Origin of the sequence: Collinsella sp. AM17-1 (assembly GCF_003470665.1) — a bacterium.
Lineage (GTDB): Bacteria > Actinomycetota > Coriobacteriia > Coriobacteriales > Coriobacteriaceae > Collinsella.
In genome coordinates this window covers 32,947-46,847 of sequence record NZ_QRJZ01000019.1, presented here as the reverse complement: position 1 = coordinate 46,847, position 13,901 = coordinate 32,947, and the positions used below count along the sequence as shown (strand labels likewise).

Annotated in this window: 10 protein-coding genes; 4 read left to right on the top strand and 6 right to left on the bottom strand. The window is 62.2% G+C overall.

Annotated features, from left to right (window positions below; genetic code table 11):
* Nucleotides 1-152 precede the first annotated feature (152 nt).
* Complete coding sequence (locus tag DW195_RS08470; RefSeq protein ID WP_118206452.1) at nt 153-1,043, top strand: ROK family protein; 891 nt, start codon at nt 153-155, stop codon at nt 1,041-1,043.
* Between the two features lie 114 nt (nt 1,044-1,157).
* Here the strand turns inward: DW195_RS08470 and DW195_RS08465 are convergent, their stop codons facing one another.
* The 4 genes from DW195_RS08465 to argS form a co-directional block, all read right to left on the bottom strand.
* Nucleotides 1,158-1,607 (bottom strand): VanZ family protein, encoded by a 450-nt coding sequence (locus DW195_RS08465; RefSeq protein WP_006235485.1) that lies wholly within the window; start codon nt 1,605-1,607, stop codon nt 1,158-1,160.
* Between the two features lie 7 nt (nt 1,608-1,614).
* Nucleotides 1,615-2,997, bottom strand: coding sequence for a hypothetical protein (locus tag DW195_RS08460; RefSeq protein ID WP_118206451.1), 1,383 nt, complete (start codon nt 2,995-2,997; stop codon nt 1,615-1,617).
* A 313-nt stretch (nt 2,998-3,310) separates the two neighbouring features.
* On the bottom strand, nt 3,311-5,854 hold the full coding sequence (gene rho, locus DW195_RS08455) for a transcription termination factor Rho (protein ID WP_233540850.1): 2,544 nt from the start codon (nt 5,852-5,854) through the stop codon (nt 3,311-3,313).
* 528 nt (nt 5,855-6,382) lie between these two features.
* Nucleotides 6,383-8,236 carry an arginine--tRNA ligase gene (gene argS / locus DW195_RS08450; RefSeq protein ID WP_118206450.1) on the bottom strand — a complete coding sequence of 618 codons (1,854 nt, stop codon included), beginning with the start codon at nt 8,234-8,236 and terminating at the stop codon, nt 6,383-6,385.
* A 342-nt stretch (nt 8,237-8,578) separates the two neighbouring features.
* Between argS and DW195_RS08445 the strand changes: the two genes are divergently transcribed.
* Both DW195_RS08445 and DW195_RS08440 read left to right on the top strand, forming a co-directional pair.
* Complete coding sequence (locus DW195_RS08445; protein WP_006235480.1) at nt 8,579-9,064, top strand: CarD family transcriptional regulator; 486 nt, start codon at nt 8,579-8,581, stop codon at nt 9,062-9,064.
* A gap of 108 nt (nt 9,065-9,172) precedes the next feature.
* Nucleotides 9,173-9,772, top strand: a complete 600-nt coding sequence (locus DW195_RS08440; protein WP_118206449.1) for an HD domain-containing protein — start codon at nt 9,173-9,175, stop codon at nt 9,770-9,772.
* Between the two features lie 70 nt (nt 9,773-9,842).
* Here the strand turns inward: DW195_RS08440 and DW195_RS08435 are convergent, their stop codons facing one another.
* Complete coding sequence (locus DW195_RS08435) at nt 9,843-11,129, bottom strand: glutamate-5-semialdehyde dehydrogenase (RefSeq protein ID WP_118206448.1); 1,287 nt, start codon at nt 11,127-11,129, stop codon at nt 9,843-9,845.
* A gap of 112 nt (nt 11,130-11,241) precedes the next feature.
* On the opposite strand from DW195_RS08435, the gene DW195_RS08430 reads away from it, so the two are divergent.
* Nucleotides 11,242-12,660: an alpha/beta fold hydrolase gene (locus tag DW195_RS08430; RefSeq protein ID WP_118206447.1), complete on the top strand. Its 1,419-nt coding sequence runs from the start codon at nt 11,242-11,244 to the stop codon at nt 12,658-12,660.
* Between the two features lie 99 nt (nt 12,661-12,759).
* On the opposite strand, the gene proB is transcribed toward DW195_RS08430, so the two are convergent.
* Nucleotides 12,760-13,887, bottom strand: a complete 1,128-nt coding sequence (gene proB / locus DW195_RS08425) for a glutamate 5-kinase (RefSeq protein ID WP_118206446.1) — start codon at nt 13,885-13,887, stop codon at nt 12,760-12,762.
* Between the last annotated feature and the right edge of the window lie 14 nt (nt 13,888-13,901).

The following is a 13,901-nucleotide window of genomic DNA, read 5'->3' as shown; positions in this document are numbered from 1 at the left end:
TATGTGCGGCGTAGGCCGCTTATTAGCCCGTCCAAGAATTGGGGCGCAGTTCACCCGCCGCGTTGCGAGGCTTCTTTTTATAGCGCTTTCTTAAATGATTTAGAGCTCTATACTTTAGTCATGGAGCAACTCGTCCCAGTGAGAGGAATATTATGGCAGAGCAGCAGCTTATCGGAGCGCTCGAGGCCGGCGGCACCAAGATGGTCTGCGCCACGGGCTATGCAGACGGTACGGTCCTGGAGCGTGAGCAGATCGCGACCACGACCCCGCAGGAGACCGTTGAAGCCGTCAACGCATGGTTTGCCGACAAGGGCATCGCCGCACTGGGCATCGGCGCCTTTGGCCCCACCGCAGTCAACCCCGCCTCGCCCCAATACGGCAAGATCCTGGAGACGCCCAAAACGGCATGGCGCTACTTTGACCTGCTGGGCACTATCCAAAACGAGCTCAATATCCCCTGCGGCTACGATACCGACGTCAACGTCGCCTGCCTGGGCGAGGTCACGTTTGGTTGCGCCAAGGGCCTCACCGACGTGGTCTACCTGACCATCGGTACCGGCGTGGGCGCCGGCGTGCTCTCGGGCGGTAAGCTCGTGCACGGCATGATGCATCCCGAGGCTGGCCACATCCTGGTCACGCGCGACCCGCGCGACACCATTGGCGAGCACAGCGCCTGCCCCTTCCACGACAACTGCCTTGAAGGCCTCATCGCCGGTCCCGGCGTCAAAAAGCGCTGGGGTGGCAAGAGCGCCGGAGAGATGGCCGATGACCCGGAGGCCATGGACCTGCTCGCCGGCTATCTGGCGCAGGCGCTCATGACCTACACGCTGTGCTACGCGCCGCAAAAGATCATCATCGGCGGCGGCGTGGCCGACCACACCCCCATCGTGCCGCTCGCACGCAAGAAGTGTGCCGAAATGCTCAACGGCTATATCGTCACGCCCGAGGTTAACGACATCGATACCTACATTGTCAACAACAGCCTCGAGGGCAAGCAGGGCATCATGGGTTGCCTTGCCCTGGGCGCACAAGCGCTTCAGTAACAGACGCACCCACGGGGCGTGGCGCGCCCGGCAAATCCGACCAATGGAACGACGCCACCACGCCTCATATAAGCCCTCAAATAAAAAAGGCCGCCTAGGACCAAACAATACGTCCTAGGCGGCCTTTTTGGCGCACATCAGCGACCGTAAGAGATATCGGAGCACAACGCCCGTTGCCGCTCCACAGCAGTCGATCATCACATCGGTGATCATGCCGGCGCGTCCCGGCACAAAGAGCTGAATCGTCTCGTCGATCGAGGGAATCAGCAGCAGGAACACCGCCGTGGGCAGCAGCACGTCAAAGGTGCGCCGGCCCTCAAAATCAAAAGCGTGCGTTGCCAGGATGCCGAGCACCATATACTCGGTAAAATGCGCACACTTGCGAACAACAAAGTTGGTCACCCATTCATATGGAAGTCCCACGCCGTGCAGGAAACCGCGGATAGCTTCCATGACCGTTAAGCTCAGCGAGCCCGACCCCGAGCCGGGAACCAGCGAATTGCCCCAGATCAAGAGCGCCATCAGGCAGGTCACGACCGCCCATTTTCGATTGATCTTAACCATGCAGAAGTTATGCCTCCGCGCGGAGCGGCGCGAAGCTGGCGGTACCGCCCTCGATAACGCTCAGATAGGCACGGCCCGTACGCTTGGCGGTAGAGGACTGCAAGCGCTCGATCTCTTCTTCGAGGATCTGATTGACGCGCTCGTGACGACGATTTTCCATAATGCCGGCGGCAATAGCCTCGGCTCGCTCGATGCTCTCGCGCGAGATACGGGCGGTATCCTCGGGGAATACAGCGCTGTGACGGCCGACATAGGCGGGGGCAGCAGGCTGAGGGGCAGCGACGGGAGCGGGCTCGTCAATCTCATCCAGAATCGCGGTGGCGGCGGCCCACATGTCCTCGTGGCCCGAGTAATCGGCCATGGGGACATCAACCTCGAGCGAGGCGTCCGGAAGGTCGCCGGTGTCGATGCGAGCTTGGGCATCAAACGATGCGGTGATGGCTGCAGGCTCATCGAGGTCATCGAGATCAATGTCCGCGGCACCGGAGATGATAGGCATGCTGGCGAGGTTTGCGTTATACGGCGCAGCCTCAGCCGCCTGCTGCTGGGCAGGAGCGCCCCAAAGCGAGCTTTCGGCGGCACGGCGGGCGGCAACGGCCTCCTCGTCCGCGGTCATGGCTTCATCAACGTACGAATTATCGGCAGAAGCGTTCGCGTCAGCCGAGGTAGCGCTGTAGGCGTTATTGGCTGCCGCGTTGGCGACGAGTGCCACGAAAGCCGCCGTACTGCCCGCAGGGGCGGCCTGGGAGCCAGACACGGCGCGTGCCGCGGCGGCGATGTCGTCGCGATTGAAGGAGCCGGTCTGCCCGCCGTTGGTGAGCTCGTCGATGGCGACTTGATAGACGTCGCGCGAGTGTGCAGGGTCGCAGCTCACCGGCGAATCGTCGTCGAGCATACTGTCGATCATGGACCAAGCCTCGTCCTCGTCCATAGCATCTGCGGCTCGAGCGATGGTAGGGACACCATCATCGGCATGACGGCGCTGGAACGCACCAGTCAGGCCGGAAAGGAATGCCGAGGTAGACTGCTCCGCCTGAGCCTGAGAAGCAAAAGCCGCAGCGTAAGGAGTCGCATCCTGCTGCTGAGCTGGAATCGAGGCGGTCTTGAACTCGCTTTGATGCTGATTGAGATTGGCGGCACCGCCCATGGCATCAGGCTGGAACAGACGCTCTTCACGCTGCGCACGGTACTCGGAGATACCCAGCGAGGCGGCATAGATACCCACGCCCGCCACCGCGCCCACGGCGAAGGGAACCGCACCCGCCACGACCGTCTCGTTCACCGACGAAAACGGCAGCGTCGCGGCATACATAACCACGGGAGCGGCAAGGCCGATCCCGCACGAAAGTCCGGCAAGGACTGCTCGTTGTGTTGCATCAGAAGAAGCCATGAGCTCTCCCCATCTTCCAGCACCCAAATCGCATCATTCAGTTGGCTGCGCGAGAGAAGATGAAGCGGGGCTATGCCCCAAAGCAACGGTATATGGTTCGTTTCATCTGCGTTTTCCGTCGCGAAGCTTAAAAGCTATTATGCGAAACCGCCCTGTCGATTGCAAGCGACGATGTCGGATTGAAACGGGAAACCTGCTGCTTGCCAGTCTTATGGTCAAAAATAAGCGCGGAGCGGCGATATGGAAAAGGGCCGAGGCTCAAAGCCCCGACCCTTTATCGCATTGATGACTATCGCTGCGCGTGGATGACAACCTAGAACGTCTGCTCGTAGTCGCTGTGCTTTTTGGCCGAACGCACCAGGAACTCCTGGTTGGTGTTGGTGCCCTTAAGACCCTTGATAAACGACGCGGCTGCGCGCTCGGTGTTGTTCATGCCGGCAAGAATGCGACGCAGACCAAAGACAAACGGACGCATCTGCTCGTCGACCAACAGGTCTTCGTTGCGCGTACCGGAGGCAACGGGGTCGATAGCCGGGAAGATGCGGCGGTCGGCCAGGTCGCGGTCGAGCTTAAGCTCCATGTTGCCGGTACCCTTGAACTCCTCGAAGATGACCTCGTCCATCTTGGAACCGGTGTCGATGAGGGCAGAGGCCAGGATGGTGAGCGAGCCACCGTTCTCGATATTACGGGCTGCGCCCAGGAAGCGCTTGGGAGGATACAGGGCCGCCGAATCGACGCCGCCCGAAAGGATGCGGCCCGAGGCGGGCGCCGCCAAGTTGTAGGCGCGGGCAAGACGCGTAATGGAGTCGAGCACCACCACGACATCGCCGCCCAGCTCCACGATGCGCTTGGCGCGCTCGATGACGAGCTCTGCCACGCGAGTGTGGTTGTCGGCGGGCATATCGAAGGTCGACGCCACAACCTCACCCTTGATGGAACGCTGCATATCGGTGACCTCTTCGGGGCGCTCGTCGACGAGCAGGCAGATGAGGTGCACCTCGGGGTTGTTAATCGAGATAGACTGGCAGATCTTCTTGAGGATCGTGGTCTTGCCGGCCTTGGGCGGGGACACGATCAGGCCACGCTGACCCTTGCCGATCGGCGACACGATGTCGATGGCGCGACCGGTAATGGAGTCTTTGCCGTGCTCCATGCGCAGCGGCTCGTTGGGATAGACCGGGGTGAGGTCGCCGAACTTGGGACGGTTGCGAATCTGCTCGGGGTCCAGACCGTTGACGGTCGTGATTTTGGCGAGGCCGGCGCGCTTGTCGCCGCCGCGCGAAGGACGCAGCGAGCCCTCGATGACGTCGCCCGTGCGCAGGCGCGCGGAGCGGATGAGGTAGGCGGGCACGAAGGCGTCGTCGTTGGACTTCATGTAGCCATGGGCGTGGATGATGCCGGAGCTGTCCGGGCGAATCTGCAGAATGCCCTTGATGTCGCGGAAGCCCTCGGCCTTCGCGGCGGTGGTGTAGATCTCTTCGACGAGTTCGGCCTTCTTCTTGCCGGTCGTCTCAATCTCGAACTCCTTGGCCTTCTCGCGCAGCTCGGCGACCTTCATGGCCGCGAGCTCCTCGCGCGAAAGCGTGGGCTCAGTCGGAGCGGCATTGCGCTCCTTATTGCGCTGTTTGCGGTCGCGCTGACGGTTGCGACGGTCGTTGTTGCGCTCGTTGCGTTCCTCGTTGCGCTTGTGCTGGCGACGGTTGGAACGAGTGCCGTCTTCGGCCTCGGCGGGCGCGGCAGCATCGGTTGCGGCGGCGTCGGCATTGACCGCAGCGGCTTCATTGGCCTCGGCGCCAGAATCGACCTGCGCTTCGACATCAGCCTGATGCTCGGACGCCTTGGCCTTAGCGGACTTCTTACGACCGCGCTTGGGCTTCTCGGACGCAGGCTGTTCGACGTCTTGGGGCTCGGCGGCATCAGTCGATGCATCGGCGGTCGTCTCGTCGGAATCCTCGGACGCACCCTTCTTGGCAGCCTTAGCCTTGGACGTGCGCTTAACAGCAGTGCGACGGCTGCGACCGGGGCGGACGTCGGCGGGCTCGGCATCGGCGGGAGCGGCCTCGGAAGTCGCAGCATCCTGAACGGGTGCATCGGCAGCGGTTGCAGACTCGGCGGTCGCCGCAGCATCCCGAGCAGCTGCGGCTGCGGCTGCGGCCTTCTCTGCCTCGACGAAGGCCTTGGGCTTGCGACCGCGACGGTGCGGGCGCAAAGCCGGATCGACAACGGGAACTTCGCTGGCCTCGACAGGCGCAGCGGGCTCAGTTGGCGATGCGCCCTCCCCTGCCGCGGAACGGACCGAAGCCTCAGTGAGCTCGGGGGTTACCTGTTCAGCAACCTGCTCGGCCTTAGCAGCCGTGCGACGGCGTGTGCGCGGTGCCGGCTTCTCGGTCGGTTGGTCGGCGGCAGGGGTCTCGGGCACAGACGGGGCTGCAAACTCGGTCAGAGCCGCGGCCTCGCGCTCAGCAGCACGACGGCGGGCGCGCACCACCTGAGCCTCGCTAATCTGCGCCAACGCACGTGCCTGCGCGACCTTATCGGAAATCGGCGCCGAGGAGTCAGCTGCAACGGTGCGCTTGGCGCGCGTCGTGCGCGTGGTACGGCGCTTGGGCTTGGTGACCTCCTCGCCGTCAGCAGCAGGCTTGGTCGTGCGGCGCGTACGCTTGGGCTTTGCCGGAGCAGCCTCCTCACCAGTTGCAGGCACGGCCTTCTCAGCCGCTGCAGGCGTAGGCGTCGAAGCAGCCTTAGGCGTCTCAGGAGCCGAGGCTTGCGCGGGCGCCGCGACCTGGTCCGACGCAACCGGTGCAGCGGGAGCGGTCTGCGTCGTCGTTATTTCGTTTTCTTGCTGTTGATCAGACACAGTGTTTGCTCAACTTTCTTTTCAAGCCCTGTGATCACATGCTCCCTGCATAAACCTTCAGGGCGGCTAAACAGTCTAGTTCCGTTCAAAACGACGGACATCATTGATCTGTATCGAGATGATTGCGTCATATACGCAGCGTTAGTGTAACACAACCGCCGCCACCTGCAACTTAGTCATTGGGGACGTTCTTAAACGACTAGTCAAAAGGGACACTCTTTGGTTTAACACCCACAAATCTGACTGCCTCCGCCAAAACTATGGCGGTTTACTACGATGAATCGCTCAACCGCGACCACTCCGAAACTTGTTGAACTAAAACCGCAGGTAGATGCCTTGCATTTTTTAGTGAAAAGCCGGCGTGGTTGGAATATCTCAATTCATCGTAGTAAACCGGCATAGTTTCGTATTTCCAGCAGTTCCAAATTCGTCAACACGTCGGCGTTTGCAAAAAAGCCCGACCTCCGTAGGAGATCGGGCTTTCAAGGCTTAGTTAAACCAAGTCTGTACGGTCAAATGACTCGCAGACTACATCTGCTCGGGCGCAGAAACGCCAACGAGGGTGAGCACCAGGGCGAGCGTCACGCGGACGGCGTCGCAAGCGGCCAGACGGGCGCGCGAGAGCTCGGGGTCGACGGGACGGCCCTCGCTCGGCAGGACCTGGCAGGCGGCGTAGAAGCTGTGGAAGTCGCCGGCGAGCTCCTCGGCAAAGTGCGTCAGGCGGAACGGGGCGCGATCGCGAGCGCAGCTGGCGATGAGGTCGGTGAGCTCGTTGAGCTTACGCGAAAGAGCGAGCTCGGTCGGGTCGGTCAGCAGCGAGTAATCAACGTTCTCACCGATGGCCTTGGCGGCAACGGCCTTCATGCCCATCTCGTCAGCCTGCTCGGGCGTAACGTCAGCGGCACGGCGCAGGATGGAGCACACGCGGGCGTGAGCATACTGCACGTAATAGACCGGGTTGGAGTTGTCGCGCTTCTTAACAGCCTCGATATCGAAGTCGACCATCTGGTTGGAGCTCTTGGAGATGAGCGTGTAACGAGCGGCGTCGGAGCCAACCTCGTCGACGAGCTCCTGCAGGGTCACCATGGTGCCCTTGCGCTTGGACATACGGACGGGCTTGCCGTTGCGCAGCAGGTTGACGAGCTGGCCCAGCAGAACCTCAAACTTGCCGGGGTAACCAAGAGCGTCGCAGACGCAGCGGACGCGCTCGATGTAACCGTGGTGGTCGGCACCCCAGATGTCGATGACGTGGTCGACGCGCTGGAACTTATCCCAGTGATAGGCGACGTCGGAGGCAAAGTAGGTGTACTCGCCGTCGGACTTGATCAGCACGCGGTCCTTGTCGTCGCCCAGATCGGTGGAACGGAACCACAGAGCGCCGTCCTTGGTGTAGAGATAGCCCATCTTGTCGAGCTTCTCAAAAGCGCGGTCGACGGCGGAGGTGCCGGCGGTCTCGCCCTCGGTGTCCTTCACGTACAGCGAACGCTCGGAGTACCAACGATCGAAGTCGCAGTTGACGGCATGGCAGAGGTCGCGCATGTTGTCGACCATCTTCACGTAGCCGCGCTCACGGAAGCTCTCCATGCGCTCCTGCGGATCGGCCTCGACCCACTTGTCGCCGTCGGTGCGCCAGAACTCGGCAGCCTCGTCGATGATGTAGTCGCCGCCGTAGGAATCCTTGCCCAGGGTCTCGGCAAAGTTGTCCTGATACGGATGGGTCTCGGGGTGCTCGTCGTTCTCGTCGGCAACAAAGGCGTCGCGGTCGGCGATCAGCAGCTTGTGAGCCTCGTCGATATCCACGCCCTGCTTGGCGATGATGTCGGCAAGCTGCATATAGCGCGTGCTGATGGAGTTGCCGAAGGTGTTCATCTGAGAGCCGTGGTCGTTGATGTAGAACTCACGCTGGATGTCGTAACCGGCGTGGTCCATGACGCGGCAGAGCGAGTCGCCCAGAGCGGCCCAGCGGCCGTGGCCGATGTGCATGGGGCCAACAGGGTTAGCGGAAACGAACTCGACCTGGGTCTTCAGGCCACCACCGACGTTGGACTTAGCGAAGTCCATGCCCTTCTCGCGAGCCTCGCCAAAGATGGCATTCTTGACGGCAACGGAGAGGTAGAAGTTGATGAAGCCGGGGCCTGCGATCTCGACCTTCTCGATCGCGGGGTCCTCGGGCATATGGGCAACGATGGCCTCGGCGATCTTGCGCGGGGCGCAATGGGCCAGCTTGGCGGACTTCAGGGCCATGGTAGAGGTCCACTCGCCATGAGAAGTGTCAGCCGGTCGCTCGATGGCGCAATCGTCAAGTTCAAATGCGGAAAGGTCGCCGGCCTCCTGGGCCGCAGCAAGCGCAGCGCGTACCAGCTCTTCAATCTTCTCGGGCATAGGTCCTCCTTGTGTTAAAGCCCCCGAGCTCTTGGTCACTCGTAGGGCAAAAGCCAGAGTTTGTAGCACTCTATCACAAGCGGTAGCTACTGTCGCAGGGTAAAGCTAATAGATATTGCATATGCACAAAATTGACTACAGCTTGTATGGTGTCACTCAAAGATGCCAGTCTGCCTGCAAATTATGCACGCGTTGAAAATGCATAAAGGTGTGAATGAGCTGCGTCTGTTATCGAATACTCTTACCTATCAGAGTTGTGTGCTTTTCCTGCATAAAGTAAGGGTTTGCGCACGTCAGCGTGTTATTCTAGACATACGTAAATTCGTATAAGTTGGAGGTAGCATGTTCTCAATCGGTCAACACGTCATTCATCCGGGTCAGGGAGTCTGCACCGTCGTCGGTTTTAGGGACGACACACCGCAGCCCATGCTACTGCTCGAGACCAAGCAGGGACATGCGCAGACGATCCTCATGTACCCCGTGGCGCAGGCCGACCGTTTGCACGCCGCCATCTCGCAGCAAGATGCCGAGCACCTGCTGAGCCACTATGACGAGCTGGAGTGCGACACTTTTACCGAGCGCAACAGCTCACTTGAGGAGACGCACTTTAAGCAGCAGCTCAAGCTGGGCGCGCCCGAGACGGTCCGCGTGGCAAAAACCATGATGCACCGCATTCGCCAGGCCGAAGAAGCTGATAAAAAACCCAGCTCCTACTACATGCGCGTACTCAAGGAAGCCAAGCGCCGCTCCATCGAGGAGTTCGCTGTGGCCTTGGGCGTCACCGAGGAGGCCGCCGAAGCCCGCCTAGCCCAAGCCGCCCTCAACTAACCAATCCGCGCCAAAAACCACCACAAAGGGAACAGGCACCTTTGTGGTGGTTTTCTTGTTCTAGTAGTATTCATTCTTATCGATACCCACGAGCACAAGGAGTCTCCTATGGCAGAGCCGCTTACCGCCGGAATCACCCGCGACCGCGCGTTCGAACTGCTCAACGAGCACAACAAGGACCCGTTCCACATCACCCATGGCGAGACGGTCGAGGGCACTATGCGCTACTTTGCGCGCGAGTTCGACCCCGAGAACGAGGAGTTTTGGGGCATCGTCGGTCTGCTGCACGACCTGGATTGGGAGGAGCATGAGGACGACCCCATGAACCACACCATCTATGCTGCCGAGATTCTTGAGGGCGAAGGTGCGTCTCCCGAGCTCATTCGCGCCATCCAGACGCACACCTCCGACTTCAACACCTCGCTGCCCGAGCCCGAGCTGCAGATGGAAAAGATCCTGTTTGCCTGCGATGAGCTCACCGGCCTGATCGGCGCTGCAGTCATCATGCGCCCGAGCAAGAGCGTTATGGACTTTACGACCAAGTCGCTCAAGAAGAAGTTCAAGGACAAGCGCTTTGCCGCCGGCTGCTCGCGCGACGTGATTTCGCAGGGCGCCGAGATGTTGGGCTGGGAGCTCCCCGAGCTCTTTGACCGCACCATCGCGGCCATGCAGTCCTTCGCCCCCGACCGCGATACCTTCCAGGCTTAATCGCCCACGCCACCTAAAACCACCACAAAGGGGACAGGCACCTTTGTGGTGGTTTTTGTTTGCGCGGGCGTTAGGGGCGGACCTGGCCGGTGCCTCGGAGCTTGTATTTGTAAGTGGTGAGGGCCTCGGCGGCGAAGGGGCCGCGGGCGTGGAGCTTTTGGGTCGAGATGCCGATCTCGGCGCCCAGGCCAAACTCGCCGCCGTCGGTGAAGCGCGTGCTGGCGTTGGCGTACACGGCCGAGGCATCGACCGCATCCAGGAAGCGCTCGCAAGCATCCGTGTCCTCGGCAACGATGGCCTCGGAGTGCATCGTGCCGTAGCGGTTGATGTGTGCGATGGCCTCGTCCTCGCTTGCCACGACCTTCACGCTCATCTCGAGCGCCAGGTACTCGCGACCCCAGTCCTCCTCAGTCGCGGCGACGTAGTCATCACCCTCGGCAAGCCCGGCATCGGCGCATGCGGCGCAGGTTGCCTCGTCGCCGTGAATGAGCACGCCGTGGTCATGCAGCACGGCCACGACTGCGGGCAAAAACGCATCGGCCACAGCACGGTCGACCAGCAGCGACTCGGCGGCATTGCACACGCCTACGCGCTGGGTCTTGGCATTAACGATAATGTTGAGCGCCTTATCAAAGTCGGCGGATTCATGCACGTAGATGTGGCAGTTGCCCGTGCCCGTCTCGATCACCGGCACAAGCGACTCGCGCACGCAGCGCTGGATCAGGCCTGCACCGCCGCGCGGAATGAGTACGTCGACAATACCGCGGAGCTTCATGAGCTCGCCAGTGGCCTCGCGGTCGGTGGACTCGATCATCGACACGGCCTCGCGCGGGAAGCCCTTGGCCTCGAGCGCATCGGCCAGCAGCTCGGCGATCATGGCACACGAGTGATAGGCCAGCGAGCCGCCGCGCAGAATGCAGGCGTTGCCGGTGCGGATGCAGATGCCCGCGGCGTCGGCCGTCACGTTGGGGCGCGCCTCGTAGACCATAGCGACCAGGCCCAGCGGCACACTCACACGGGTCAGGTCCACGCCGCTTGCAAGCACGCGGTGGTCGAGCACGCGGCCCACGGGATCGGGCAGCTCGGCGAGCTTTTCCAGGCCGGCGGCCATGCCCTCGACGCGCTCGGGCGTCAGCAGCAGGCGATCGAGCAGTCCGGCCGAGGTACCCGCATCGCGCGCAGCGGACATATCGAGCTCGTTGGCGGCGACGATGGAGTCGACACCGTTGCGCAGTGCTGCGGCCATCGCGCGCGCGGCCTCCTGGCGCTGCTCATCGCTCGCCGTAGCAAGCGAGGCCGACGCTGCCTTGGCGGCAACGGCAAGATCGTGGACATACGTGACTATATCGACCGACATGGGCGGCCCTTTCTCCTAGAAGTTTGCAACCATGGTAGCCGATTTGCGCATGGCCTCGCCCGCGGCGGTAGAATTGGTCAACCCGAAACACCGCAACGAACGGAAGACTCACATGGCCCTCATCACTTCGTACCACGTCCCCGGCCTTTACGTCGAGGACCACAGCATCGACGTCCCCCTTGACTGGCGCGGCCTGGAGCCGATGCTCCTGGCCGTCGGCAGCACCATGCGCCGCGGCGCTATGCCGGCACCCATCGCCGGCGCGCCCGAGAGCATCAAGCTCTTCTACCGCGTGGTTTGCGCGCCCGACCGCATCAACGACGATCTGCCACTGCTCCTGTTTTTGCAGGGCGGCCCCGGCGGCGAGAGCCCGCGTCCGCTGTCGCCCACAAGCGACGGCTGGATCGAGGAGGCCGTCAAGCACTTCCGCGTGGTCCTTCCCGACCAGCGCGGCACCGGACGCAGCAGCTGCGTGGACGGACGCACGATCAAGGCACTGGGTGATCGCGCAACGGCCGCCGGCGCCGATGCGGCCCGCTCGCAGGCGGACTTCCTCAAGCGCCACCTCGCCAGCTCCATCGTGCGCGATTTTGAGTACCTGCGCCTGGTGGGCTTTGGCGGCAAGCCCTGGGCCACACTCGGGCAGAGCTACGGCGGCTTTTTGACGCTGAGCTATCTGTCGCTCTTCCCCGAAGGCGTGGCGGCAAGCTTTACCTGCGGCGGCATTCCACACGTGCCGGCGAGCGCCAGCGAGGTCTACGCGCACACCTTCCCGCGCATGGCGGCCAAGACCCAGCAGTATTACGACCGCTACCCCGCCGATGTCGAGCGCGTGGCGGCCCTGGCAGATGCCCTCGAGGAGCAAAAGCCCGCACTGCCCGACGGCTCGCCGATGACGGTCGAACGCCTGCAGCTCATGGGCAGCGACTTTGGCATGAAGCCGAGCTTTGAGCGCATGCACTGGATTATCGACCACGCGTTTGTTGATGGCGACGGTACGCTGAGCTGTGGCTCCTCGGTATCCGACGGCTTTTTGATGCGCGCCTTCGAGCGCACCAACACGCGTACAAACCCGCTGTACTGGACGCTGCAGGAGTTCATCTACGCCGACGGCGACACCATGCCCATTCACTGGGCGGCCGCAGAGGAGAAGGCCCATCGTGCCGAGTTCGACACACTCGCGCGCCCGCTCATGTTTACCGGCGAGGCCATGTTCCCGTGGATGTTCGAGCAGATGCCCGAGCTCAAGCCCTTCAAGCCCGCGATGGACCTGCTGATGGAGGACACCAGCTGGGACAAGATCTACGACCCGCAGCGCCTAGCATGCAACGAGGTGCCACTCCAGGCCGCAGCGTACTTCGACGACATGTACGTGGACTCGGGCATGCAGCTCGACACGCTCAGCCGCGTGGGCAACTCGCATGCCTGGGTGACCAACGAGTTTGAGCACGATGGCCTGCACGGCAGCGTGGTGTTCAAGCACCTCTTCGACGAAGCCCTCGACCGCGGAGACCTGCGCCAGATCTTCTAGCAAAGGAGTGTCCCCACCTGCCGGCACATAAGGAACGTCCCCAAGTGCCGGCACGAGAAAGACAGCGCTGCGGGAAACGATCCGCAGCGCTGTCTTTCTTTATGCAAATACGATCAAGTTATCCCTGTGTATCGCCGGCTTCTCGGCCAGGTTAGCGAGCAGGCGGTTGCTGGCGATCTGGTCCTGGCGGCGGCCGGCGGCAAGCTCCAGCACGTCCGAATCGGCCTCGGCGATACCGCGGGCGACGACCATACCGCTCGGGTCGCACACGTCGAGCACATCGCCCTCGGAAAACACGCCATCGACCTCGTGAATACCCACCGTAAGCAAGGAAGAGCCACGGCTTACCAGCGCCTTCGCAGCACCATCATCGACCGTCACCGAGCCATGTGCCTTGTCACCCAGCGCAATCCACAGCTTGCGCGGCGCAATGTCCAGGCGCTCCGCCGGCGGATCGAACAGCGTGCCCACGCTCTCGCCGCGGGCGAGGCGCACGAGTGCATCGGGCTCCTCACCCGAGCAAATCACGCTCTGAATGCCCGCCGTCATCAGGATGCGGCTCGCGCGAATCTTGGTGATCATGCCGCCCGTGCCCACCGAGGTCGAAGAATCGCCCGCCGAGGCGATAATCTTGGCATCGATCTTATGCACGACAGGAACAAACTCGGCCGTGGGGTCCTCATGCGGATTGGCAGTATAAAGGCCATCGATGTCCGAGAGCGTCACGCACAGATCGGCAGAAACCAGGCAGCTCACAAGCGCCGCCAGTGTGTCGTTGTCGCCAAACTTGATCTCATCGACGGTAACGGTATCGTTCTCGTTGACGACCGGCACCACGCCAAGCTCCACGAGGCGCAACAGGGCGTCGCGCGCATGCAGGTAGGACGTGCGACGGGCCGTGTCGTGGCGCGTGAGCAGTACGAGCGAGGTGAGCAGGTCACGCGCATGAAACTCCTCGTCGTAGGCCGACGAGATGATGCACTGACCAGCCGAGGCGCAGGCCTGCAGGCTCGGCAGGTCGCCGACCGGCTTGCGGCCGAAGCCCAACACGGGATAGCCACAGGCGATAGCGCCCGAGCTCACCACGACCAGGCGCCAGCCAAGCTCGCGCAGCGCTGCGGCCTGGTCGGCAAGTCCGCCGATAAAGGCGCGGTTGACCTTGCCGTCGGCGCCCACCACCGTGGACGAACCGATCTTTACCACCATCGTTTTATAAGAAGTCGTCATACGTCAAACCAATC

Coding starts and splice junctions, on each gene's coding strand:
- DW195_RS08470 (WP_118206452.1), top strand. CDS start 153: ATGGCAGAGCAGCAGCTTATCGGAGCGCTCGAGGCCGGCGGCACCAAG.
- DW195_RS08465 (WP_006235485.1), bottom strand. CDS start 1,607: ATGGTTAAGATCAATCGAAAATGGGCGGTCGTGACCTGCCTGATGGCG.
- DW195_RS08460 (WP_118206451.1), bottom strand. CDS start 2,997: ATGGCTTCTTCTGATGCAACACAACGAGCAGTCCTTGCCGGACTTTCG.
- argS (WP_118206450.1), bottom strand. CDS start 8,236: ATGCCCGAGAAGATTGAAGAGCTGGTACGCGCTGCGCTTGCTGCGGCC.
- DW195_RS08445 (WP_006235480.1), top strand. CDS start 8,579: ATGTTCTCAATCGGTCAACACGTCATTCATCCGGGTCAGGGAGTCTGC.
- DW195_RS08440 (WP_118206449.1), top strand. CDS start 9,173: ATGGCAGAGCCGCTTACCGCCGGAATCACCCGCGACCGCGCGTTCGAA.
- DW195_RS08435 (WP_118206448.1), bottom strand. CDS start 11,129: ATGTCGGTCGATATAGTCACGTATGTCCACGATCTTGCCGTTGCCGCC.
- DW195_RS08430 (WP_118206447.1), top strand. CDS start 11,242: ATGGCCCTCATCACTTCGTACCACGTCCCCGGCCTTTACGTCGAGGAC.
- proB (WP_118206446.1), bottom strand. CDS start 13,887: ATGACGACTTCTTATAAAACGATGGTGGTAAAGATCGGTTCGTCCACG.